The sequence below is a fragment of the uncultured Imperialibacter sp. genome (assembly GCF_963974565.1).
GTDB classification, from domain to species: Bacteria; Bacteroidota; Bacteroidia; order Cytophagales; family Cyclobacteriaceae; genus Imperialibacter; species Imperialibacter roseus.
This window is the reverse complement of the sequence record NZ_CAXBCJ010000001.1, coordinates 297,913-320,203: the sequence shown is the minus strand read 5'-3', so window position 1 is coordinate 320,203 and position 22,291 is coordinate 297,913. Positions and strand designations below refer to the sequence as shown.

At 46.0% G+C, this 22,291-nt stretch carries 19 protein-coding genes; 7 read left to right on the top strand and 12 right to left on the bottom strand.

The genetic code is table 11. The features are described from left to right. The first annotated feature begins 27 nt into the window (after nt 1-27). On the top strand, nt 28-1,323 hold the full coding sequence (locus tag AAC052_RS01490) for an enolase C-terminal domain-like protein (RefSeq protein ID WP_339810369.1): 1,296 nt from the start codon (nt 28-30) through the stop codon (nt 1,321-1,323). A 7-nt stretch (nt 1,324-1,330) separates the two neighbouring features. Here AAC052_RS01490 and AAC052_RS01485 read toward each other — a convergent pair whose 3' ends face one another. The 3 genes from AAC052_RS01485 to AAC052_RS01475 all read right to left on the bottom strand — a co-directional run bounded on the left by AAC052_RS01485 (nt 1,331) and on the right by AAC052_RS01475 (nt 2,734). Continuing rightward, entirely contained in the window at nt 1,331-1,786 is a 456-nt protein-coding gene (locus tag AAC052_RS01485) for a heme-binding domain-containing protein (protein WP_339810367.1), read from the bottom strand. Between the two features lie 3 nt (nt 1,787-1,789). Further along, on the bottom strand, nt 1,790-2,194 hold the full coding sequence (locus AAC052_RS01480) for a heme-binding domain-containing protein (RefSeq protein ID WP_339810365.1): 405 nt from the start codon (nt 2,192-2,194) through the stop codon (nt 1,790-1,792). Between the two features lie 165 nt (nt 2,195-2,359). Then, nucleotides 2,360-2,734: a DUF1801 domain-containing protein gene (locus AAC052_RS01475; protein ID WP_339793639.1), complete on the bottom strand. Its 375-nt coding sequence runs from the start codon at nt 2,732-2,734 to the stop codon at nt 2,360-2,362. Nucleotides 2,735-2,919: 185 nt separating this feature from the next. On the opposite strand from AAC052_RS01475, the gene AAC052_RS01470 reads away from it, so the two are divergent. Continuing rightward, nucleotides 2,920-3,300 carry a hypothetical protein gene (locus AAC052_RS01470; protein WP_339810363.1) on the top strand — a complete coding sequence of 127 codons (381 nt, stop codon included), beginning with the start codon at nt 2,920-2,922 and terminating at the stop codon, nt 3,298-3,300. 3 nt (nt 3,301-3,303) lie between these two features. Next, nucleotides 3,304-5,223: an ATP-binding protein gene (locus AAC052_RS01465; protein ID WP_339810362.1), complete on the top strand. Its 1,920-nt coding sequence runs from the start codon at nt 3,304-3,306 to the stop codon at nt 5,221-5,223. 195 nt (nt 5,224-5,418) lie between these two features. On the opposite strand, the gene AAC052_RS01460 is transcribed toward AAC052_RS01465, so the two are convergent. From AAC052_RS01460 to AAC052_RS01440, 5 genes are read right to left on the bottom strand one after another with little or no spacing between them, the layout of a single operon-like run. Further along, nucleotides 5,419-5,976 carry a hypothetical protein gene (locus AAC052_RS01460; RefSeq protein WP_339810360.1) on the bottom strand — a complete coding sequence of 186 codons (558 nt, stop codon included), beginning with the start codon at nt 5,974-5,976 and terminating at the stop codon, nt 5,419-5,421. 31 nt (nt 5,977-6,007) lie between these two features. Further along, complete coding sequence (locus AAC052_RS01455) at nt 6,008-7,036, bottom strand: hypothetical protein (protein WP_339810359.1); 1,029 nt, start codon at nt 7,034-7,036, stop codon at nt 6,008-6,010. After that, nucleotides 7,036-7,254 carry a KTSC domain-containing protein gene (locus AAC052_RS01450; protein WP_339810358.1) on the bottom strand — a complete coding sequence of 73 codons (219 nt, stop codon included), beginning with the start codon at nt 7,252-7,254 and terminating at the stop codon, nt 7,036-7,038. Before AAC052_RS01450 ends, AAC052_RS01455 begins: the two co-directional genes overlap by 1 nt. 24 nt (nt 7,255-7,278) lie before the next feature. Beyond that, the gene (locus tag AAC052_RS01445) at nt 7,279-9,078 is read right to left on the bottom strand and encodes an ATP-binding protein (RefSeq protein ID WP_339810357.1); all 1,800 of its coding nucleotides are present in this window, start codon (nt 9,076-9,078) and stop codon (nt 7,279-7,281) included. Next, on the bottom strand, nt 9,071-10,363 hold the full coding sequence (locus AAC052_RS01440; protein WP_339810354.1) for an SIR2 family protein: 1,293 nt from the start codon (nt 10,361-10,363) through the stop codon (nt 9,071-9,073). The genes AAC052_RS01445 and AAC052_RS01440 overlap by 8 nt, the downstream gene beginning before the upstream one ends. 250 nt (nt 10,364-10,613) lie before the next feature. On the opposite strand from AAC052_RS01440, the gene AAC052_RS01435 reads away from it, so the two are divergent. Both AAC052_RS01435 and AAC052_RS01430 read left to right on the top strand, forming a co-directional pair. Beyond that, nucleotides 10,614-13,922, top strand: coding sequence for a UvrD-helicase domain-containing protein (locus AAC052_RS01435; RefSeq protein WP_339810353.1), 3,309 nt, complete (start codon nt 10,614-10,616; stop codon nt 13,920-13,922). Further along, nucleotides 13,919-16,846, top strand: a complete 2,928-nt coding sequence (locus tag AAC052_RS01430; protein ID WP_339810351.1) for a PD-(D/E)XK nuclease family protein — start codon at nt 13,919-13,921, stop codon at nt 16,844-16,846. Before AAC052_RS01435 ends, AAC052_RS01430 begins: the two co-directional genes overlap by 4 nt. A 76-nt stretch (nt 16,847-16,922) precedes the next feature. Here AAC052_RS01430 and AAC052_RS01425 read toward each other — a convergent pair whose 3' ends face one another. The 3 genes from AAC052_RS01425 to AAC052_RS01415 all read right to left on the bottom strand — a co-directional run bounded on the left by AAC052_RS01425 (nt 16,923) and on the right by AAC052_RS01415 (nt 19,564). After that, nucleotides 16,923-17,891, bottom strand: a complete 969-nt coding sequence (locus AAC052_RS01425) for a DUF4382 domain-containing protein (protein WP_339810349.1) — start codon at nt 17,889-17,891, stop codon at nt 16,923-16,925. A gap of 553 nt (nt 17,892-18,444) precedes the next feature. After that, the gene (locus tag AAC052_RS01420) at nt 18,445-18,840 is read right to left on the bottom strand and encodes a DUF423 domain-containing protein (RefSeq protein ID WP_339810346.1); all 396 of its coding nucleotides are present in this window, start codon (nt 18,838-18,840) and stop codon (nt 18,445-18,447) included. Between the two features lie 40 nt (nt 18,841-18,880). Continuing rightward, nucleotides 18,881-19,564, bottom strand: a complete 684-nt coding sequence (locus AAC052_RS01415) for a YggS family pyridoxal phosphate-dependent enzyme (RefSeq protein ID WP_317490310.1) — start codon at nt 19,562-19,564, stop codon at nt 18,881-18,883. A gap of 97 nt (nt 19,565-19,661) precedes the next feature. Here AAC052_RS01415 and AAC052_RS01410 point away from each other — a divergent pair, with 97 nt between their 5' ends. Further along, on the top strand, nt 19,662-21,224 hold the full coding sequence (locus tag AAC052_RS01410) for a GH3 auxin-responsive promoter family protein (RefSeq protein ID WP_317490311.1): 1,563 nt from the start codon (nt 19,662-19,664) through the stop codon (nt 21,222-21,224). Between the two features lie 54 nt (nt 21,225-21,278). Continuing rightward, nucleotides 21,279-21,893, top strand: a complete 615-nt coding sequence (locus AAC052_RS01405) for a hypothetical protein (protein WP_339810341.1) — start codon at nt 21,279-21,281, stop codon at nt 21,891-21,893. A gap of 17 nt (nt 21,894-21,910) precedes the next feature. Here AAC052_RS01405 and AAC052_RS01400 read toward each other — a convergent pair whose 3' ends face one another. Next, a complete protein-coding gene (locus AAC052_RS01400) occupies nt 21,911-22,288 on the bottom strand; it encodes a hypothetical protein (RefSeq protein ID WP_339793958.1) in 378 nt (125 codons plus the stop codon). Between the last annotated feature and the right edge of the window lie 3 nt (nt 22,289-22,291).

The following is a 22,291-nucleotide window of genomic DNA, read 5'->3' as shown; positions in this document are numbered from 1 at the left end:
CCAATAACTAGTCACTTAATTACCCCTATGAAAGGCCCCATCATCCAAGACATCATCATCACCCCCATCGCCACAGTCGATCCACCGCTACTTAACGCCGCCGGGCTGCACGCTCCTTATGCGCTCAGAACGATAGTGGAGATTGTTACCGACGATAACATTATTGGCATCAGCGAGATTCCCGGCACCACCGATACTAACGAGGCGCTTGAGAAAGCAAGAGAGCTTATCGTTGGGAAGGATGCCTTTCAACTCAACCAGATAAGAGACGCCATAGAAAGCCATTTTGATGAGGAAACCACCTCAGAACGGGGCGACGCTCCCTGGGACCAGCGCAAGATCGTTCATGTTTTCAGCGCTATTGAAGTGGCGTGCCTCGATATTCAGGGCAAGGTGCTTGGTAGGCCAGTTGTTGATCTTTTGGGTGGAAAAAGAAGAGAAAGGGTGCCTTTTGCAGCCTACCTTTTTTATAAATATGAAGGAGCTGGCGGTGAACTGGCGTTTGGTACTGACCCCAACGCTACAGGTTGGGATGCTGCCCGGCAGGCCGAGGCAGTTACCCCGCAGGGCATCGTTGAGCAGGCCGTCGCCATGGTTAAGGAATTCCGAAATAAGTCAATCAAACTAAAGGGAGGTGCTTTTCCGCCTGTGGAAGAAGTGGCGGCTATGTTGGCGCTTTACGATCACTTTGGCCCGGATGTGCCCCTGCGCCTTGATCCCAACGCCATTTGGAAGCTCGAGACGGCCATCGAATATGGTAAAAAGATGGAGGGTATTCTGGAGTATTTCGAAGACCCAGTGAGAGGACAGGAGAATATGGCCAAAGCCCGAAAGGCGTTGAAAATGCCACTGGCTACCAATATGTGCACGACTAGCTTTGGGGACATTCCTGGCAGCATTGTTCTTGGTTCTGAAGATATTATACTCAGCGACCATCATTTTTGGGGAGGGCTGCGCAGCTCCATGGAGCTGGCTAAACTTTGCCAGACATTCGGGCGCAAATTGTCGATGCACTCCAATAGCCATTTAGGTATTTCGCTGGCAGCCATGGTGCATCTGGGCGCTGCATTGCCGGAGATTCCTTACGCATTGGATACCCACTATCCGTGGCAGTCGGAGGAGGTAATTGCAGGCGGGCGAATGAAGTTCGAAGAGGGAGCTGTGCTGGTGCCAACTGGCCCCGGACTTGGGGTGGAAATAGACCAGGAGGCGCTGAAAAAGCTACACGAAAACTATTTGAAATGTGGCATCACCAAACGTGACGACCTGGTGGAGATGAGAAAGGTGATTCCTGACTGGGAATTTAAGAAGGTGAGGTGGTAGACACCATTTATTCCTTCATCACCTCTGCCGAGAAGCTCTCTGCCCAGTTAACGAGCAAGTCCCTTTGCTCTTTGGACAATTGTGCATCGCCATGCATGATCGTGTACGATTCCAGTGGCATTTTTCCCTCGCCCACCTCTTCAGTAAGGTCTTTGAGTATTCTCACTTTCTTACTCTTTCTGAGGCCCGCCCATTCCGAAAAATTAACTTCTTCTCTACCATGATTGATATGGTCGAAAACGAACCAGGAAACTGGCGTGATATAAGAATACCAAGGGTACCGGGTCTCATTGGAATGACAGTCGTAGCAGGCCGCTCTTAACAAACCGCTCACTTCCGACGAAATCTGAGAAGTCGCAATCAGGTCATCTGGATTGTCGGATGCTACATCAGGTGGAGCACCTCTGAAAAACTGGAGTCCTACAACGAGGACTCCAATGCCTAAGACTATTTTCTTGATCAACGTTTATTCTAATTTAGCTAGCGCAGCTTCGGCCCATTTGTGCAACTTGGCTGACTCTTCCTCTGTCAGTTTCATATTAGGGTACTTCTCCACCATTTTCGCAGGAGGCATTTCTCCTTTGTCGAGCACTTCTAAAATTTCATCGAGCTTTGCCATGGCATCGGCACCACTTAGGGTTTGTAGTTTTTCCCATTGCATTTTCTCTTTGGCTTTGTCGCTTTTTCCGGATGGAGAATGACATCCCAAACATTTTGCTTCAATCACCGACATGGCTTCAAGAGTGAATGCCACTGTTTTACCAGCGTCGGCTTCGGGCACCAGCAGAATTTTTGTAGGTTCTTTTTCCTGAGCCATTCCTGAAGCTGCGAACAGCAGGAGAGCTCCGGCAAGTAGAGTAAATTTTTTCATAGCATGCAGTTTTTCACTCTAATATATTAAATATCGGTATGTATGGACGTCCATACATAAAAAAATTGTAGCTGCTCTTCTTTGCACTTTGATTTGAAGCTCCACTCTGCTATTGCCACCTCATTTTAGCACTTATTACGTGGGATGACGTTTTCAGCCTGACGGCTACACCTTCCACTTAGCATCGTCCTCTTCACATTCTTTTAGTCTTCGCTTGGTCATCTCACCGATAAGGGCAAAGGGTAGCTCTTTGTTGTGTGGGAATTGTACCGACCCTTCAGCTGTTTTGTAAGGCTTCAGTTCGTTGGTGAAAGCAGCGACCACAGACGGCGTGGGGTAGAACCCGATGTGGTTTTTGAAGGCAGCCCAGGTCACCAGAATCCTCCTGGTGGTATATGCTGGCATACGCCATTTGATGCCTTGCTCGGCGGCAGGAGCTACGGCAACAATGCAATCGTGCAGTTGGAAAAGCCGTTCCCGAAGTGTCTCGGGCGCATTAGAAATGTACTCGTCGATGTTTTGTGCTTTAGGTGGTGCCATAGGCGTTGGTTTTGTTAACCACAAACGAAAGATAATAAATTGGACTTCAATGGTTTTATTTTTGGAAACTGAAAGTAAATCGGGTCAGTTGGGTATTACCGGGAATTTAATATTGATTTCTATTTTTTTATTGAGAGATTTAAGAGCGTTATTTTATTTCTAACCATTTCAATACAGCTAATCTTATGTCAACTATTCATGTTACGTTGGTGATCGACACTGACGCTCTGCCGTCAGATCCATCTCAATCACCAGCGGCTGCCTGCCTGCTTTACGACTCATGCCTTGATGGCGACACCGGGTCGAGTACCGATTTTACCGTGCATGCAAATCCAGGTGACACCGTCATTTTTCATATTTCTTCGAAAAACAACACTTCAGCAGTAGCGATCAGCTCATTTGCTTACCTGGGGGGAGCTGCTGGTGTATTCAAGTCTCTTCCTTCAAGCCCAAATTGGGCAGGTATCGTTGGAGATCAGCCGGGAAAATCAGAGAGTTACACCATCGGCTTTAAGGCGAATGGAAATACCTATACCCTGGATCCGGATATTAAGGTGAATTCCTGAAAAATGTGGAAACGGTTTGCAAGTTGGAGGGCCTGCTTATGTGCTGCGGGTCTCCACCTCTTTTTTTGTGCTAACACTTCTGCCCAGGATCAACACGAAGCAGATAGCCTTATTCAGGTGCTTGAAACCAGCACAGTACCCGACTCGGCCAAATTCGAAATTTTGCGACGCATTGCCTTCCAATCGACCAGGCCAGGCGAGATGCTTGAGTATGCGGAGCAGCTGATTGAGCTTGCCACAAAGCACTCCAGCTACGTTTGGTTGCATAGAGGGCATTTACAAAAGGGTAATGCGCTGAAGTTTCAGGGCGACTTTGATTTGGCTATTGCCGAGTATTTCAAAAGTGTCGAAATGGCCCAGAAGGGTAATTACCAGACTGGTATAGGTGGGGCTTTTTTGTCTATTGCGGGTGTTTATGGTGATATGGGCGACCATGTAAAAGGAATCAAATACAAAAGGAAAGCTGTTGGCATACTTAGAGATTCCGGCGACTCGCTTACCCTGGCGGCTGCCTTGCTCAATACGGGCTATGAATACTACCGGATAGCCAACTACGACAGTGCGCTGTTCTTCTTCGACGAGTCTGGTCAGATTTATGAACGAAAGAATTTTCTGGTAGGGAAGGCTTACAATCTGGGCAATTCCGGGCTTGTTTATGCCAGGACAGGTGCTGCTGAAAAGGCTGAGCAGTACCTGGCTGAAGCCATTCAAATACTGATAGGGCTGAGTGATTCATATGCCATTACGGAGTTTCAAACGGAAATGGCGGACATTTATCTTCAAAAGAAGGACTTCAAAAGTGCAGAGAAATTGTTGCAAGAAGCCCTGCAGTATGCTGAAGCTGACGGTCTTCAGGAAAGAGTTCGTGATGCAAGCCTCAGGCTTTCGGATCTCTACCGTGAGATGAGTGACCACGAAAAGGCCTATACTTATTTGCATCAATACATCACCTACCGGGATAGCATAAAAAACGAAGATGTGATTCAGGAAATGGCCGATCTTCGGACCGAGTTTGAGGTAGGGCAGAAGCAAATTGAGGTGGATCTATTGCAAGCTCAGGCCCGAAACCAGCGGATCATTCTGATAGCTATTGCCATTGTGCTGGTGCTGGTTGTTATTCTGGTATACGTACTGTTCAGGTTGTACAAGCTTCGGAACCGGGCCATTAAAATATCAAGGGAAAGAAGGAGAATTATTGCCTCTCAGCGGGATCGCCTTGAAGAGCTGAATAATACGAAAGACAAATTCTTCTCGATTATTTCGCACGACATCCGGGGGCCCGTTGGTAATTTTCATGGCTTTGTGCGACTCATTGAGCTTAGCCTCGAAAGTGGCGACACCAGCGACCTTGTTGAGATCAGCCAAATGCTTGATAAGTCTGCTATCGAGTTATCCGCCCTGCTCGATAACCTGCTGCACTGGGCCATGAGCCAGCAAGGGAAATTTCCCAATAAGCCCGAAGAGCTTGATCTTACCCGACTATGTCAGGAGAATTTGAGCATGATCGAAAACATGGCTGTCTCCAAGCAAATCACCCTCACCAGCGACTTACCTGGCGCCGTCAATGTGTTAGCTGACAAAAACAGCGTGTCTACCATCATCAGAAACCTGCTCAACAATGCATTGAAGTTTACCAAAAAAGGAGGCACGGTGGGGCTATCACTGGGCTTAGAAGGGAAGGAGAGCGTTATTGCTGTTTCGGACTCCGGCATTGGCATCCCGGCTGAGAAAATGGAGACGCTTTTTGGCTTTGACGCAGGCCGCAGCCATTGGGGAACTGGCGGCGAAAAAGGAGTGGGCCTTGGCCTCAACCTTGTCAAAGAGTTTGTAGACATGAACAAAGGCCGCATTGAAGTGGAAAGCGAGGAGGGAGTGGGCACTACGTTTAGGGTGTATTTGCCTTTGGCTGGGGCATCCGAATAGGTGCAGGCAAGTGTGATTGGCGTACCCTGTCGCAAGTTTAGCGAGAGCGTAACCCTCCATCCCGCAAGGATCTTCCCCGGCCGGGCAGGCTTGTGGGTTCTTAATTTCGGTGTCTCGCCGCTTGGGCAATGATACAAGTGGCGCAAGTTCCTATGATATGAGTGGCATACTTTCGATGATATAACGATGAGTCGTTTAGCCCAGTTTTGTCAACTCTGTTTCCTTATTTTTAATCTGTTTAGGAAGATCCAGGTTTCTCCGCCACACCCAGTTTTCAATCTTTGCTTTTAGTAAATGAATAAAGTCATTGAAATTCGCAATTGTCCCAAAAGCGATGAAGTTCATGGCGAATAGTATGATTATCGAAAATTCATAGAAATTCAGAAAATCCTCCAGGGTTTGCGCCCTCAGTAATACACTTTCGAAGTATATCGATATACTGGTTACTATCACTAGAGCGATCCTAACAAAAAAATAGACTATTCTAAATCGTCGATCTAATCGTTCTTTGAGGAGTGTTAGTTTATCGATTTCCTCCTTCAAAGCTACATTCTTTTTAAGAGCCTCTTCTTTAGAGTCAGTAAATTCCGGAGGAAGAATGTCCTTGGTGGAGGCGTCAAACATCCCAAGAGATCCCACAAAAATTAGTATGACTAAAACGACCCCAAAGACAATTAGAACCCAGCCCCACCAAGGTATGGATTCTTCCTTACGTGTTTTTTTTGCCCTTCGTCTGGGTTTTGGTGGAGGCATAGAGGTCTATTAGTAATAAATGGACGGCAGCTTATAGATCATCAATATCTTTCTCAATCAACCTGAATCTATCTTTTACATCTTCTCCAGTATAGTAATCAAGAAGATCTTTTTTTGTCAGGATACCGTCCTCTAAGAATTTCTGAAGGTATTGTTGATTGAACTCCATTAATAGCATTGATTTTTCCAGCTGTTTTAAGATATTCTTGTTGTTGTCAATATTGCTTTGGACAAGTGACCTTATCGCAGTTATCTCGTTAATATCTTTAATTATTCGATTGACAAGCATTGCCAGTAGGTCTTTGTCGAGGTCCACCTCTCTTGAATTGAGAGCGATGTCTCTTGCGAGCATATAGGCGATACCAAGATTAGAATAGTCTCCTTTTTGCGAGTCAACAATGGCGACTAGTCCAACTCCAGGTATGTAGCCAACGTTGTCGAAAGACTTCAATACCGAGTTGTCTACTAAAGAAATATCGAATACTATCAAGCTCACCTTCGCTTCACGGTTCGCCTGCGCTTCGATTAGCTGACTCCATGTGGTGTCTATTTTTCTCGTAAACAACTCCTTGCTTTCAATGTCTCCTAGGCGAATGCTTTTGTCGAATTTGCACTCAATGGCAATTTTTAACTCGGCGTTGCCGTCAAGTTCACATATGATGTCACCCGTTTTATTTTTTGAAAGGCTGCCGGCGGTATTGCCTGTGAGCAAAGCTCTGTCTCTGAGTTTTCTGGTGGCGAAAAACTGATTAAGGAATTCCGCAATATCCTCTTCGGCCATCGCTCCCTTTATAGTAGACTTGTAGAACAGTTCTTTTTTCATCTCAAAGATCATTTTGAGACTTTCAAGTTCTGTTCCTAGCTCATTGCTGGTTTTAGAAAGAAACGCCGAAATACGATCTTCCATTAAAGCCAGCACTCCGATATAAATAGCACGAATAAGCTTTTCATCCCGCTGGGATGCGGGGAGCTTATTAAAATAGGTGAACACAATCTCGTTGTCTAGTTCAAAAGAGGAGATTTCTACTCTTTTACGTTGTTGGTCTAAAGAAACTGCCATCAGCCTACTTTTTGATAAGAGTATTGACCTTTGATATTTCTATGCAAATATGAGCCAACAGATGCTGCATCTCTAAGAGACTGATATTCGAGTAGACCTACGCCGGAATAATCATAAATCGAACCATTAAGAAACCAAATTCTCAATGTCTCGGAATCGTCGTCATATCCCACCGCTTCTATGTTTGATGATGATACATATTCCTTTTCTATTTCCATGATTATTAATTATTGGGTTATTACTTATTTGAACTTTCTGTTTCGCCATCTCAGAATAAGATCTTCGTATTCTTTTGAGTCGGGCTTGTCAAGTATCCATTGCTCTGAAATCAAGGGGTCACTACTTTTTGGTGCATAGGCAATTTTATCAAACCTAACACGAGAGGGTATTTTTACCGACTCTCCCATAATCAGTCCTTCCCCTGTCCTTAAACTTGGCAGTAACGAAACTAGGTCATTAAGGTCGTCAGGCATAACACTGCCCACATGCCCTCGATCTTTTGAGTTTGTCATCCTCAACGCAATCAAAGAACCTAACTGACTTAAAACAGTTTCATCCAATTCAGAGGGTCTCTGTGTAATTAACAATAGCCCAACTCCATACTTTCTTCCCTCTTTTGCTATCGTCTGCACTATTCTGGACGAAATAGAGTTCTCTCCCGCCTTCAGGTAGCTATGAGCTTCTTCTAAAGCTAGCAAAATTGGCTGCTTCCTTCCACCTACATTTAACTCTTGGCCCCAAAAGAGCGAGTCATAAATAATTTTGATTATCGTACCTGAAATAGAAGACATGATTTCGGAAGGAACTCCCGATAAATCAAGGATTGTTATGGGCTTATCATGATTTAGCCACTCAGCAAGAAGCAGGTGGAGATCTTTTGTGGCTTTCCCGGTTAGATTAGGCTTGTAGGCACCTGGGTTGAAAAGGAAATTGTATCTGTCATCCATTAGCCGATTTCTAATTCCATTTAGGTATGACAAAATACCCATGGCACCCTTATTAATATTCGGATTACCCCCACCTGGTGCAGGTGGGTGGTGTTTGCTTGGTTTCAGGTTACTTGGATCGCCATTTTCAATTCGATCCACTAATTTCAACTCAAAATCAGAGCCTACTTTTTCCTTGTTGAAAACCTGTTTTTCAAAATCATCCAATTCAAACCAAAGTTTGTTCAGGCTGAATGGAATTGGACTATCAGCGCTAATTGATTGTTCTAAGGGTTTTTTATCCAGTAATTTAGCTGCCTCGACTTTTCTTTCATATACCATTGCTCGGATTGATTCCAATGCAGACTCTTTTAATGCGCCGGGGAATATGGAAAAGAGTTCGTTGAATGGAAGAGCCCAAAAGGGAATGCTTAGCTCATTCTCATCGTTTTTGGTGTCTGCGCCGATTCTGTAGACCTTACTATAAGTCCTTAGTGTCTCATTGTATTCTCCGTGAGGATCTATCAACAAAATGCGAGATGACTTGAATTTTTTATTTGAGGCGATTGCTTCTAGGATTATGGAGACGGTATTTGATTTTCCGCTTCCGGTGCTTCCGACAATCGCACAATGTCTTGATGTGAATTTATCTAAGTCAATGTGAGCCGGCAAGCTTTCCGAGGCACTTATTTGTCCGACAGTCAGGGAGCTGTCCTTGTTAATTTGACTGTAAATGATTTTTAGATCGTCAATTGTAACTAAATGAACCTCGTCTTCAGGTGTAGGATATTGTATGACTCCCCTCTCAAACCTATCTCTAATTCTTTCTCCCACCAACACAACCGTAATCCAACGTGAGCTCATCAGATTGTCACTTGCGGAAGAAATTCCAATTAGTTTTTCGGGTATCGCTTCTGCTCCGGCTTGAGTGACAATTCCATAAAGGTTGGCATAGCCTAACGGAATTCTAACAAAAGAACCGATTTGGCCAACTCTGTATACTACGCCATCGATAATTGGTATGGACGATTTAATATCGTCAGATAATTTGATCGATAGGCGACTGCCATTAACACTTTTTACATGACCTATAGTAGTGTAGGTTTGACTACTCATATTTTACCTCCATTGGGTATGACAATTCAATCAAGAATCTCACAAACTCTCCGAAATCGACAAGTTTCAACTCTCCAGTTGGTAGTTCAATTTCATCTCCTATGCCGGTTGCTGATTCTGGCTCTGGGCCATCTCTATCAAAGAACTGATCAATAAACTCAAAATCGTGTTTAGCAGGCTCTCGTTTTAACTTCCAAGCGCCAAAAATACCTCCGATTAAGGCAGATTTATTTCCGCAGATGACAAATTGATTCGAATTCATGCCAACTTTCACTGAAATAGAATCTTCGTTCAATTCTTTATCAAATACTAGTGCAATAACTGTTGTTGACCGAGATTGAGCTAAGGCATTTATTATTGTGTCATTAATGTGTTCGTCACCAAAGGAATAGCCACAAATAAACAGCACGCCATCATCTTTCTTTAAAAAAGATGAAAGTCGCTCAATGTAGCTGGAATAAGGTTGTTTCCTTGAGTCATCATACTTTAGCAAGGATGGGTAAATAACTATTCGGTCATCACTGATTTCTCTAGACCTAATTATCCTCTTTTCGTCTTCATCATACCCCCAGCCAAGTGAGCCATGAAGTTTCCAAAGTCTTGTCCACTTGGGAATCATTTGGTCATTTTCTACACTGATTGGGTCAAAGAAAGGGTTATAACCACCCACAAATCCGTCAAAATATGGTAAACTCTGAGATTCATACCCAATTTCGAAGAGATAGTCATAGTTTGTAGTAAAGACCTCGATGGCATTTTTTCTCGAGGCATACTTTATCCACCTTGCGAAATTCGAATGGAGACGAGCGGATTCCTTGATGTTGATTTTCGGATTCTTATGCACCTCGACCAACGACTTAATTTTTTGTTGAAAAAGAGATCTCAATTCTTTTAAACCATTTTTATCCAGACCACAGAGTGTGTCGCTTGCCACGACTTTTATTTTTTGATCAATTGACGAGATGATATTTTCCAGCATAAAAGCAAAGGCTCGCTTCTTTTCGTCTTTTTCATTCTCCTCCAGTTCTGCCTTAATGCTTTCCAATGCTTTTTTAAATTTCGTGTCTTTAATACTTTGCAGAATTTCGTCGGTCATCACTCGTACGCCAGGAATTAGCGGCTTGACTTTGTTTCTTGCGTCCTTAAGATGCTGCCCATCTTCATCGGTAAGAGGTGCTGCCATCGAACTGCCAGCGCCGAAAAGGAAACCTATCCTTATTGTATTGTTTATGAGTATTTGCTGGATACCTCGAATGAATTCTCTCGGGTCATGTGATTTTTCCATATTATCTATTATTTACCCAACACAATTTTGATTCAGAACAAAAACTTCCAAACCAATATACACTATCTATGAATAATCAAGGTAATAGTGTATTAAAATGTACTTATTCAGTGCAATATTAACTTTCACCCAATTTTTATATGCTTTAAATGCTTTTAAAATTGAGTGGATAGCCAGCTTGATGGCCTTGATTTTGATGTTAAGCTTCATTGAATTGAAGTGTAGTCAGTTCTGTTCTATATTTACCCCAATGACTCCCCAACCCGAATCCCCCAAATCCTTCATCATCTACCGTTCGTCAGCCGGGTCGGGCAAAACGTATACGCTGGCCCGGGAGTACATCTTGCTGGCCTTGCAGTTTCCCGGCTACTTCCGCCACATCCTGGCAGTGACCTTCACCAACAAGGCCACGGCCGAAATGAAGTCCCGCATCATTCAAAACCTCGACATGCTGCGCAAAGGGGAGGGCAAAGGACTGAGGGCTGAGATCAGGGATACGCTGGGGATCACCGACCAGCAGCTGAGCAAAAAGGCCGACGACAGCCTCACCGCCATCCTCCACGACTACAGCCACTTCAATGTCAGCACCATCGACAAGTTCTTCCAGCGGGTGCTGCGGGCCTTTGCCCGGGAGGTGGGCATTCAGGGCGGCGTTACCCTGGAACTGGACCAGGAAAAGGTGCTGGACGAAATCATCGACCGCATGCTGCTGGAGGTAGGTGACAACCCCCAGCTCACCCGCTGGCTCACGCAGTTTGCGGAAGACAAACTACAGCAGGGCAAGTCGTGGGACATCCGCAAAGACATCCGCAGCCTGGGTAGGGAGCTTTTTAAGGAACGCTTCAAGGTAGTCGCTCCTATGCTGGCCGAAGTAGCCAAAGACGACAACCGGGTGCAGCTGTTCATGAAAGGCATGCAGGAGCTGACGGCCGTTTTTGAAAACACGGTGAAGGGCTTCATTGCCAAATTTGATAAAGTACTGGAGGAGCACGGGCTTACCGTCGCAGATTTCAGCCGTGGAGGAAGCGGCCCGGCTGGCCTGTTTACCAAGTTTGCCAAAAACGAATACGAAATCTCCGATACCCGCCGGGGCGCCACCGACAACCTCGATGCATGGATCACCAAAACCAGCAAGATCAGGCCCCAGCTGGAGCAGGCGCTGGAAGGAGGTATTCTGGCCGCTTACAATGGCATGATCGACTACCACGACCGTAATATCCTGGCCTACAACAGCGCCATCCAGGTCATGCGCTACCTGTACACGCTGGGCATCATTTCCGACCTCAGCCGCAACCTGGGGGACTACCGGGATGAAGAAGAGGTGATGCTGATTTCCGATGCGCCCGACTTTCTTAACCGCATTATCGGCGACAACGAAACGCCCTATATCTACGAAAAGGCAGGCACGTTTTACCGACACTACCTCATCGATGAGTTTCAGGACACGTCCGGCTTTCAGTGGCGCAACTTCCGGCCTTTGGTAGAAAACAGCCTGGCGCAAGGCTACAAAAACCTGGTGGTAGGCGATGTGAAACAGTCCATCTACCGCTGGCGGGGTGGCGACTCCCAGCTACTGCTTGATCAGGTGGCCAATGATATTGGCGACGTATACACCCAAGCCGAGCAGCTCCAAAACAACTGGCGCAGCTACGCCAACATCATCAACTTCAACAATAAACTCTTTGACCTGGCTCCGAACTTCCTGGCTGATATGCTGTTGGAAGGTGCTTCATCTATTCCTGACGACACCATGAAAGCGAGAGTCGGGAAGGAGCTGGAACGCTTCCGGCTGTCGTACCACGAGGCGGCGCAGGGGCAGGGCAACGAAAACAAAATAGGTGGACTGATAAAGCTTCAGTGGTTTGAAAGCGACAGTCCGGACGATGACGAGGAGGCTTCGGAAGAAACTGGGAGCTGGGACGAAAAAGCCATTCAGCAAGCGATTACCACTATCGAAGACCTGCAACCAAAATATGCGTTGCGGGACATTTGCATCCTGGTGAGGCGGGCAGAAGAAGGTAGGAAAATGGCGAAGGCGCTACTAGAGAAAAAGGAAACGGCCACAGGTAAAAAGCGCTACGATGTCATTTCGCCAGAGTCACTTTACCTCGGTGCTTCCCCGGTCGTGCGGTTGCTGTTGTCTGCTTTCAGCCATTTGTACAACCCCAAAAACAACCTGGCCCTGGCACAGCTGGTGTACGAATACCATCATTTTCTTACCAAAAAATCTGTGCCCGGGTTGTCGGAGCTATTCATTTGGGCGGGCAACCAAGAAAAGCAGGCAGAGTTTGAGCAATTGCTGCCAGCGGATTTTATTGAAGAACTGCCTGCCTTGCTGAAGGTGCCGTTGCTAGAGCTGACCGAGCGCTTGATCGGGTTGTTTGGCCTGACGGAATACCCAAGAGAGTTTCCTTATCTCCAGGGCTTTCAGGATGCCCTGCTGGAGTACAGTAAAAACAACCGGGGTGATGTGGGCTCATTCCTACAGTGGTGGGCCGATACAGGCTCCCGTCGCAGCGTGCAGGTGCCTGAAGAGCAGGACGCCATCCGCATCATGACCATTCACAAAGCCAAAGGCCTGGAGTTCAAGGCTGTGCTGGTGCCATTCTGCAGCTGGGACTTTGACCACAAGCTGGAAGAGGTGCTGTGGTGCGAAGCCCCGGCTATTCCGCCCTTCGACCGGCTGCCTTATTATCCGGTGCGCTACTCCAGCAAGCTGACGGCCACGTATTTTGCCGAGGCTTACTACGAAGAAAAAAAACAAATCTATCTCGACAATATTAACCTGCTCTACGTGGCCCTCACCCGGCCAGAGGAAGCGCTTTACATTTATGCGCCTTTGCCCAAGTTCAATAAATCGGGAGGTTTCAGCATCAATAAAGTATCGGATTTACTCTATAAGCTCTTTCTTGATGAGAGCACCGGGGACTTCGCTATCACACCTGCGCCGGAAATAGATGCAGCTAGCTACTCAGTGCAAATAGGCGGACTACCTTTGTACGACGACGAGCAAATAGGAGACAGGCAACCGACAGTTGGCTTAAAAAACTACCTTTCCACCAATTGGCGCAACCGGCTTAGCATCCGCTTGCAAGGTGGCACGCTTGACGAAGGTGTCAGGGAGAAAAGCCTGATTTCTACCCAACGAGGCACGGTATATCACCGACTACTTTCTCATATCAAGCACCAGGACGATCTCCTGAAAGTATTGACTGACCTGCTGCCATTGGAGCCAATGGACAAGGAAGAGCAAGCATCCATCCGGGAACAACTTGAAAAGCTGTTCGACCTGCCTGAAATGAAAGGCTGGTATGGCGGAGAGTGGGAAGTGCGGACTGAAAGTCCTGTACTGCCCATGAGCGGCGACATCAGGCGCTTCGATAGGGTATTACTGAAAGCGGAAGAGGCGGTGCTGATAGAATTTAAGACCGGGATGCCTTCCAATAACCATGTCCGGCAGGCGACGGAATACGTGAGTTTGCTCTCTGGTATGGGTTATGCTAAGGTGACTGGCTTCCTGGTGTATATCGACGAACTAAAAATCAATCAGGTAGCATGAGCCAGCAGCGAACATTTCTGGAAGAGATTGCCGATGCACTCATCGCCGAAGGAGGCGAAGACCTGGGCAAGGTAAAGCTGATTTTCCCCAACCGCCGGGCGGGCCTGTTCCTGCGCAGGGCGTTGGCACGAAAGATCAAGAACCCCGTGTGGGCGCCGGAAATATACAGCCTTGAGGACTTCCTGTTTCAATACACCGACGTCCAAATTGCCGATAAGCTGACACTGGTGTACGAGATGTACAGCGCTTACCGAAAGGTTAACCCTGAAGCGGAATCGCTGGAGAAGTTCTTTTTCTGGGGCGAAGTGCTGGTGGGAGACTTTGAGGATATTGACCAATACCTTGTGGAGCCAGACCATCTCTTTCAAAGTATTCAGACCCAGAAGGAGCTCGACGATGCTTTTGCCTACCTGGGCGATGAAGAGCGGCTGGTGATTCAGTCGTTCTGGAAGAGTTTCATGCCTCAGGCCAAAGGAGACCAGCTTCATTTTTTGAAAACATGGAAGCTGCTCGTACCTATCTACCAGGATTACCGCAAGCGGCTTGCTGACAGGAAGCTTGCCTACAAGGGCATGGTATATCGAAGCATCGCCGAAGCCTGCAATGCCGATACTTTCGATCCTGATCAAGGCGATTCGCAGTTTTGGTTTGCTGGCTTCAATGCACTGACTTCTGCCGAGGAGGCTGTGCTGAAGTACTTTGTGAGAGAAACCAACGCCCGCATTTTCTGGGACATGGACGACTATTACGTTCGGTCGGAGCAGCAGGAGTCGGGCCAGTTTTTCAGGCAGTACAAAGAAGATACGTTGCTGGGCAAAACCTTCCCGGCAGAAATCCCTGCCAACTTCGAAAAGCCGAAGGACATCGATGCTGTTGGCGTGTCGCTGGAGATAGGGCAAGCCAAATACGTGGGCGAACGATTAGAAGAGCTGGCAAAAGATCCGTCCTGGGTACCTGAAGAAACGGTCGTTGTCATGCCTATGGAGCATTTCCTGTTTCCGGTGCTCAATTCTCTGCCGGAAGGCGTGAAGCAAGTGAACATCACCATGGGATATCCGCTGAAGGATACACCACTTTTTGGGTTGCTGGATGCGGTGCTCGACCTACGCAAGAACACGAGGACAAAGAGAGATGGCGACAAAGCCTTCGAAGCCTATTCCTACAGGGATGTCCTGGCGATTTTGAGACATCCTTATGTTTTCTCCACGGTTACGAAAGAAGCAAGCAGCCTCATTTATACCATCGAAAAAGACAATATCATCTCACTTGATAAAGCTGATTTTGCTGATGCCGGAAGTTTTATCAAGACGTTGTTCTATTCGGAAGCGTCGCCGCTTGACCATTTGCTTGCACTACTGAATCTCTTATACGATTCGCTTCAGGAGAACCAGCCGGAACAGGGTGGTCTCGAACAGACTAATCTGGAACAAGAGTATATCATCAAGTTCCATGAACAGCTAATGCGGTTGAAAACGCTGCTTGTCGGCAACGAGGCTCCTGACGTGACTCTTTTCCAAAAGCTGTTCCGAAAGGTGGCGCAGTCGGTGCGGATTCCTTTCAGCGGCGAACCACTCAAAGGACTGCAGGTGATGGGTGTGCTCGAAACCAGGAACCTCGACTTCAAACAGGTCTTCGTGCTGGGTATGAACGAAGGCTATTGGCCAGCCGAGGCTGCTACGCAGTCTTTTGTGCCTTACAACCTCAGGAAAGGCTTTGGGCTGCCCACCTTTGATCAGCAGGATGCCTTCTACAGCTACCTGTTTTATCGCCTGCTGCAAAGGGCCGAAAAGGTTACCTTCCTGCACAACACCAGCAATGAAACCAACCTGAAAGGAGAGCAGAGCCGCCTGCTGTACCAGCTCAAATATGAGACTGTGCATGGTGCAAGCATTCAATATAAATCGTTAAGCAGCGACGTCGCCATCAGCGTACCTCAACCGATTCTGATACGAAAGACGAATGAGGTACTGGCAAGGCTTGGTGAGTTTTTGGTGACTGACGATGAATCCGCTGCTCACCAAAGATTGTCGCCATCCGCCCTCAATACCTACCTCGACTGTCGTTTGCGCTTTTACTTCCGCCACGTGGCCAGGCTCTATGAACCGGAAGAGGTACAGGCCGAGATTGATCCGGCCGTTTTCGGCAACATCCTTCACCATGCCCTGGAGTTTCTGTATGCCGATTTCATAAAAAAGAAAGGCTCCAGGCAAATTGATAAAGCCGATTTTGATAGCATAAGAAAAGGTGTTCCTGAAGCATTGCAAAAGGCCTTTGAAATGCACTACAGCCTGGGCACTGGCAAGCAGTTCAAAGCTGAGGGGCGAAACCTCATTGCACAGTCGATCGCCAAAAAGCTGACGATGGAGATACTGAAGAACGACGAAAGCTATGCACCATTCGAAATTCTTGGCCTGGAGCTGGACGAGCTACCGCTTGATTTTCAGCTAACGGGCGGGCGCAAAGTAAAACTGAAAGGTATCATCGACAGGGTCGACAGCAAAGAGGGCCTGGTGCGGGTGATGGACTATAAAAGCGGCGCAGACAACAAGGTTTTTTATGGGATAGAAACGCTCTTCGACCGGGAACACCCGAAACGAAACAAAGCTGCCATGCAGACCTTCTATTACGGCATGCTTTATCTCGATAAAAACGCCGTTGCCGAAGACATCAAAGTGCTGGCAGGGCTGTACAATAGCAGGGAGCTTTTCAACGACAATTTCCAGGTGGAGCTTGAGCTAAAGGCGGAAGGGTCGAGAGGGAAGGGTACACTGGTACAGGACATCAGGCCTTTTATGCCCGAATTTGTGGGTGGACTAAAAACGTTGCTTGAAGAAATATTTGACGAGGAAACACCCTTCGATCAGACCGATGATCTGAAGAAGTGCAAAAATTGCCCCTACAACTCCATTTGCCATAGAGATTGACTCAACAACAAAAAAAAAGCCCTCTCCAGAGGAGAGAGCTTTTTGCAACTAATACTAATCAACCTAACCTTTATCTTTAGATGCCATTGGCAATGACATTGAGTGTCAATTGAACGCCGGCCTGTATCTCAACATTGTTGAGCAGGTCCACATTAGTTTCGCTTTCGGCATCGATCAATCCGTTAAGTTCCATCTCGCCTGCTTCATTCTCTTCATATGAAGCAAAGTGAAACTCATACTCCCCCTCTTCAAGAAAGTAGAAACTAAAAGATTTTGTCAGGGCTCCATGTATTTCAGAAGAAGCAACTGCTTTTTTGAATTGGATGCTGGCGTCTTCATCAGCTTCCTGGCTTTCGTTAAAGCTACCTTTTTTGTAGGCATAAACGATCACCTTTTCGTCGGCAGCAATTTGCCCGTCATAATTTCCTTTCACGCTACCACTATTGTCTTCATCGGCAAACCTCAGGTACCCATCAAGGTCAGACTTGCTAACAAAGCTAAAACTTGAAGCACTACCAGCATCAGACTCTCTAATGAACTTTCTCAAGTCAAAATCAAGCACGACCGTAGATTTTGCATCAGCCATTACTCGGCTAGTACCTTTGAATGTATATTCGCTTTTTTCACCAGCACTACTTGCAAGTTTGTGTTTCGTTCCGTCGGACATTTCTACGTAGGAACCAGGCATATCTCCATCTTCGTCCATTTCAGAATCAATCTCTAGCGTGATGTTTTGATACGACTTTGCCGTAAACCTGTCTGTGGCAAGCACTTCAGTCTTTCCATTCTGCAGGGCCATTATGTCGATGGTCTTTGGGCCTTCAAACCCTTCTACCACCTGGCCATCTACTTTTACATTTGTTACAGTCACAAATACGGCTTCTATGCCATCATTGTCGGCCGGAGCATCAGTTACTTGTATCTCCATGCTACCTTCACCCAGGTTTTCATCTCCCTCCTTATTACAGCTTGTAAATGCTAAAACACTTAACGAAAGAAGGCCGGTGGCCCACATTGACATAACTGAATTTTTTCTTTTCCACATAGCTTTTAATTTTTGGTTCATGCCCTTACCAACGTAGCTAAGGTAGAGTTGTTGTGGAAAAGTATAAAATAATATAAAAATAGTTATATTTTATCAATGAATCACTTGATTATATCTGTATCTAAGTGTCTAATTTATAGGTTCTTATATTTTTTTGAATCGATTTGGAACCTGACGATTACTTTTTATGACTTTAGAAGAAGAAATGGAACCCAAACTTGATAAATAAAAAAAGTCCTCCCCAATGGGGAAGACTTTTTATGACAACTAATACTAATCAACCTAACCTTAACTTTTATACTCCATAGCTGGGACGTTCACATGAGTGAACAAATGGATTCATATATGCTGTTTAACAGTTAGTCTCTTTTTGATTGTCTACCTATTTCCAATTTCAGTGACAACCTATACAACTCTAACGAGTCTGAATCATTTATGTTATACGAAAAGTATAAAAAAAAATTAAATTATTTATATTTATAGATAAAAATTTTCTTTGGCCGGACGAGCGGATGCATAGCTGTTACAAAAGGACAAAAAGCTATTTAGAGGTTTATTGGCGGCTAACGCCAAAAGCCGTGACAAGCCAGCCAGAAATAAAGAATAGGCCACCAAAGGGAGTAATAATGCCCAGATACGCAAGGCTGGGGGCCAGGCACAACGTATAAAGAGAGCCACTGAAGAGAAGGATGCCAGCCAGAAAAGAATTGGCAGACCAACTGAGGTACTTGTTGTTGAAGCGCAATTGGAGCAAGCCAACCACCAGCAAAGCGAATGTGTGATAAAAATGATACCGAACGGCAGATTCAAAGGTGTCGAACCGGCCAATTTCCAACAAATGTGCTTTGAGGGAGTGAGCGCCGAAGGCTCCGATGCCTACAGCAAGTGCGCCGAAGACGGAAGCTACGATAAGGGTTCTTTTGGCGTTTTTGTTGACTGAATCTGACATGATTGATCTGCTGCTGCGTGGTGTTGAGACAAACTATGACTTAGGCTGAATAATTCCTTTGACCAAAAATGGCACTTCCCACACGCACCATCGTGCTGCCCTCTTCAATGGCAAGCTGGTAATCTCCACTCATGCCCATGGATAATTCAGCCATAATGACTCTTGTGTGGTTAACTGTCGATTTCAATTCTCCGAAAAGTGCCTTTAAATGGCGGAACTCTTTTTTAACCTGCTCCTCACTTTCCGTATTGGTAGCCATGCCCATCAGGCCCACAATACGAACGTTAGGCAGGCCGTCCAATACCTCTGGGCTTAGCAGCTGTCTCGCTTCATCATCCGACAGCCCAAACTTAGTTTCTTCCTCCGCAATGTGCACCTGTAGCAAACAGTCTATCACCCGATTGGTTTTTTTCGCTTCCTTGTCGATGGTTCTTAATAGCTTTTCGCTGTCCACGCTGTGAATTAGGTGGACAAATGGGGCAATGTATTTTACTTTATTAGTCTGCAGATGCCCAATTAAATGCCAGTGTATGTCTTTTGGCATCTCTTCATGCTTTTCTACCATTTCCTGCACCTTATTTTCACCAAACTCTCGCTGTCCTGCTTCGTAAGCCTTCATAATGAGGCTTACGGGCTTTGTTTTGCTTACCGCAATCAACTTAGCTTTGTTTTGATCGATGGTGCTTAAAAAAGTTTGAAGATTTCTGCCAATATCAATATCCATTTTTTAGCGATTTTCGTAATCCAAAATTAATCAAGGGAGTTACTGATTCCATGTTTTGTTGTGTAACTTTCTAATTAAATTCAATTGCTGGCGGTTTATGGAGATAATAGGAAAGCTATTAAAGAAGGGAATTAGACTGAGGGAAAGTTTGGAACAGGACTACTCGTTTCCGGCCGACCTTCAGAAGATGGAGCTAAGGAAATTATTGATACAGGCCCGAGGCACAGAATTTGGTCAGGCCTATCATTTCAATGAGCTTTTGACCAGCTTCAAGCACAAACACAGCGATCACTTTTACGACGAGTTTAAAAGAAACATTCCTGTTCATAATTATAGCAGCATGTATGCCAACTGGTGGCACAAGCTGATGCAGGGAAAGCCGGATGTGTGCTGGCCGGGAAAGGTAAAGTACTTTGCGCTTAGCTCGGGCACTTCGGAGTCGGCCTCGAAGCACATTCCTGTCACTAAGGACATGATCAAGTCTATCCAGAGAACCAGCATCAGACAAATCCTTACTCTTTCCAAGTACAATGTGTCCGACGAAGTGTTTTCGGCCGGTATATTGATGCTGGGCGGCAGCACGCAACTTCAGCGAAATGGATCTTATTTTGAGGGCGACTTGAGCGGCATCACCGCCGGGCAAATTCCTTTCTGGTTTCAGCATTTTTATAAGCCGGGTAAGCGGATTGCTAAGACGAGGGACTGGAACGAAAAAATTGAAGAGATCACTTTAAAGGCAAAGGATTGGGACATAGGCATTATTTCAGGAGTGCCGGCTTGGCTTCAAATTCTTATGGAAAGGATCATTGACCATTACAAAGTCAAAACCATCCACGATATCTGGCCGAACCTGACCATTTTTGTTCATGGTGGCGTTTCGATGGATCCCTATCGAAAAAGCTTTGAAAAATTACTGGCCAAGCCCCTCATTTACATGGAAACCTATCTGGCTTCCGAGGGTTTCTTTGGCTTCCAGTACATCCCTTTCTCAAAATCGATGCGATTGGTGCTGAACAATGGCATCTTCTATGAATTCATTCCTTTCAACGAAACCAACTTCACAGCCGAGGGAGAAATGGTCGATAACCCGCAAACCTATAAAATCGACGAAGTAGAGGAAGGGAAAGAGTATGCATTGCTCATTTCTACCAATTCGGGCTCCTGGCGATACCTGATTGGCGACACGATCAAGTTTGTGTCAAAAGACGACTGTGAGATCATGATCACGGGCCGAACCAAGCATTTCCTCAGCCTCTGCGGCGAGCATTTGTCGATGGACAATATGAACAAAGCTGTGGAGCTGGTGTCGGATGAGCTGAATATCCGGGTGAAGGAGTTTACAGTCACCGGCGAAAAGTACGGGTCGCTTTTTGCTCATCGGTGGTACATAGGCATTGAAGACGAAACCGACCCAAAGCTGTTCAAAGAAAAGTTGGATGCCAGACTGAAGGAGATCAACGATGACTACAAAGTGGAGCGCACTGCTGCCCTGAAAGAGATTTTTGTGGAGCTGATTCCATCGCAACTCTTCTACAAATGGATGAAAGCGCAGGGTAAAGAGGGCGGTCAAAACAAATTTCCACGTGTATTGAAAAAGGAAAAGCTGGAAAGCTGGAAGGCCTTTTTGGTGGAGGAGAATGTGGAATTAAAGGGTGGTTGAAAAAAAAGTTACCCGCCAAATACAACCTTTGGGCTTTCCTGATGTTAACCAGGCATGAAACCATTAGCCTGCTTCCTTTTGATTTTTTTATTTCACACGGTTATTGGCCAGCAGCCCGACGGCGCACTGGAAGCGGTTGCTTCGTGGCAGGCGTTGGATAGTAATAGAGTTAAAATTACCACCACCGGTATGTGTATTCTCGGTGGTTGGGCGCTCGGCAATCTTACCGTAAACCCCATATTGCAAGCCAAAGCTGAAGGCTCCCAAAAGTACTTCTATCAAATGAATTCAATTTGGAATGTTGTTAACCTTGGTCTGGCTGGTGCTTCTTTGTGGCAAAGCATGAGAGGAAATGCCGGTGCCGCCGACTGGCAAGCAGCTTATAGCGAGCAACATTCAGTTGAGAGAATATTTCTGGTCAATACGGCCCTGGATGTGGCCTATATGGCTGGTGGGCTTTATATGATAGAGAGATCAAAAAATGCATTGAAGCAGTCCGATAGACTGAATGGCTTCGGCAAGGGAGTGCTTCTTCAGGGTGGTTTTTTGTTTGTTTTTGATTTGAGCATGTACCTGGTTCAACATAGTGCCCAAAAAGATTGGGCCCGAATTCTACAAAATGTAAACCTCGGGCCCGAAGGAATTGGGATGATTATTCCGCTGAGGTAATCATGGGAATTCTTACCTCAGCTTTGCTCTTCAGTGTCCTTCCGCTCATCATCCCACCTTGTATCACACCAATTCTTCCAGCGGTTCTTGTACTTTTCTCTTTCCTCTTCTGACATATTTTTCCAGCGGTGTTTCCAGTAGTCGCTCCTGTTATGGCTTTGTTTGTGCCCCTTACCGCCATGAAATCCACCAAAGAGAATTTTTGACAGGATAGTAATGGCTATTGCTTGCCAGAATGTGATGGTGCTAATGCCAAACAGAGCTGGAAGGGTATAGTTCCAAAGCGTCATGACAACAAAGCCAAACACGAACACGAAAAGCGGCACAAGCACGATGATCAGGCCTATCTTCTTCGCCCAGTGTTTACCACGGTTGAACTTATTTTCAGTATACATAAC

What these genes read in the sequence shown, in the direction of transcription:
- AAC052_RS01455 (WP_339810359.1), bottom strand. Translation starts at nt 7,036, where the DNA reads ATGGCAGTTTCTTTAGACCAACAACGTAAAAGAGTAGAAATCTCCTCT.
- AAC052_RS01400 (WP_339793958.1), bottom strand. Translation starts at nt 22,288, where the DNA reads ATGTATACTGAAAATAAGTTCAACCGTGGTAAACACTGGGCGAAGAAG.
- AAC052_RS01480 (WP_339810365.1), bottom strand. Translation starts at nt 2,194, where the DNA reads ATGAAAAAATTTACTCTACTTGCCGGAGCTCTCCTGCTGTTCGCAGCT.
- AAC052_RS01430 (WP_339810351.1), top strand. Translation starts at nt 13,919, where the DNA reads ATGAGCCAGCAGCGAACATTTCTGGAAGAGATTGCCGATGCACTCATC.
- AAC052_RS01435 (WP_339810353.1), top strand. Translation starts at nt 10,614, where the DNA reads ATGACTCCCCAACCCGAATCCCCCAAATCCTTCATCATCTACCGTTCG.
- AAC052_RS01445 (WP_339810357.1), bottom strand. Translation starts at nt 9,078, where the DNA reads ATGAGTAGTCAAACCTACACTACTATAGGTCATGTAAAAAGTGTTAAT.
- AAC052_RS01470 (WP_339810363.1), top strand. Translation starts at nt 2,920, where the DNA reads ATGTCAACTATTCATGTTACGTTGGTGATCGACACTGACGCTCTGCCG.
- AAC052_RS01405 (WP_339810341.1), top strand. Translation starts at nt 21,279, where the DNA reads ATGAAACCATTAGCCTGCTTCCTTTTGATTTTTTTATTTCACACGGTT.
- AAC052_RS01460 (WP_339810360.1), bottom strand. Translation starts at nt 5,976, where the DNA reads ATGCCTCCACCAAAACCCAGACGAAGGGCAAAAAAAACACGTAAGGAA.
- AAC052_RS01410 (WP_317490311.1), top strand. Translation starts at nt 19,662, where the DNA reads ATGGAGATAATAGGAAAGCTATTAAAGAAGGGAATTAGACTGAGGGAA.
- AAC052_RS01490 (WP_339810369.1), top strand. Translation starts at nt 28, where the DNA reads ATGAAAGGCCCCATCATCCAAGACATCATCATCACCCCCATCGCCACA.
- AAC052_RS01425 (WP_339810349.1), bottom strand. Translation starts at nt 17,891, where the DNA reads ATGTGGAAAAGAAAAAATTCAGTTATGTCAATGTGGGCCACCGGCCTT.
- AAC052_RS01440 (WP_339810354.1), bottom strand. Translation starts at nt 10,363, where the DNA reads ATGGAAAAATCACATGACCCGAGAGAATTCATTCGAGGTATCCAGCAA.
- AAC052_RS01420 (WP_339810346.1), bottom strand. Translation starts at nt 18,840, where the DNA reads ATGTCAGATTCAGTCAACAAAAACGCCAAAAGAACCCTTATCGTAGCT.
- AAC052_RS01450 (WP_339810358.1), bottom strand. Translation starts at nt 7,254, where the DNA reads ATGGAAATAGAAAAGGAATATGTATCATCATCAAACATAGAAGCGGTG.
- AAC052_RS01465 (WP_339810362.1), top strand. Translation starts at nt 3,304, where the DNA reads ATGTGGAAACGGTTTGCAAGTTGGAGGGCCTGCTTATGTGCTGCGGGT.
- AAC052_RS01415 (WP_317490310.1), bottom strand. Translation starts at nt 19,564, where the DNA reads ATGGATATTGATATTGGCAGAAATCTTCAAACTTTTTTAAGCACCATC.
- AAC052_RS01475 (WP_339793639.1), bottom strand. Translation starts at nt 2,734, where the DNA reads ATGGCACCACCTAAAGCACAAAACATCGACGAGTACATTTCTAATGCG.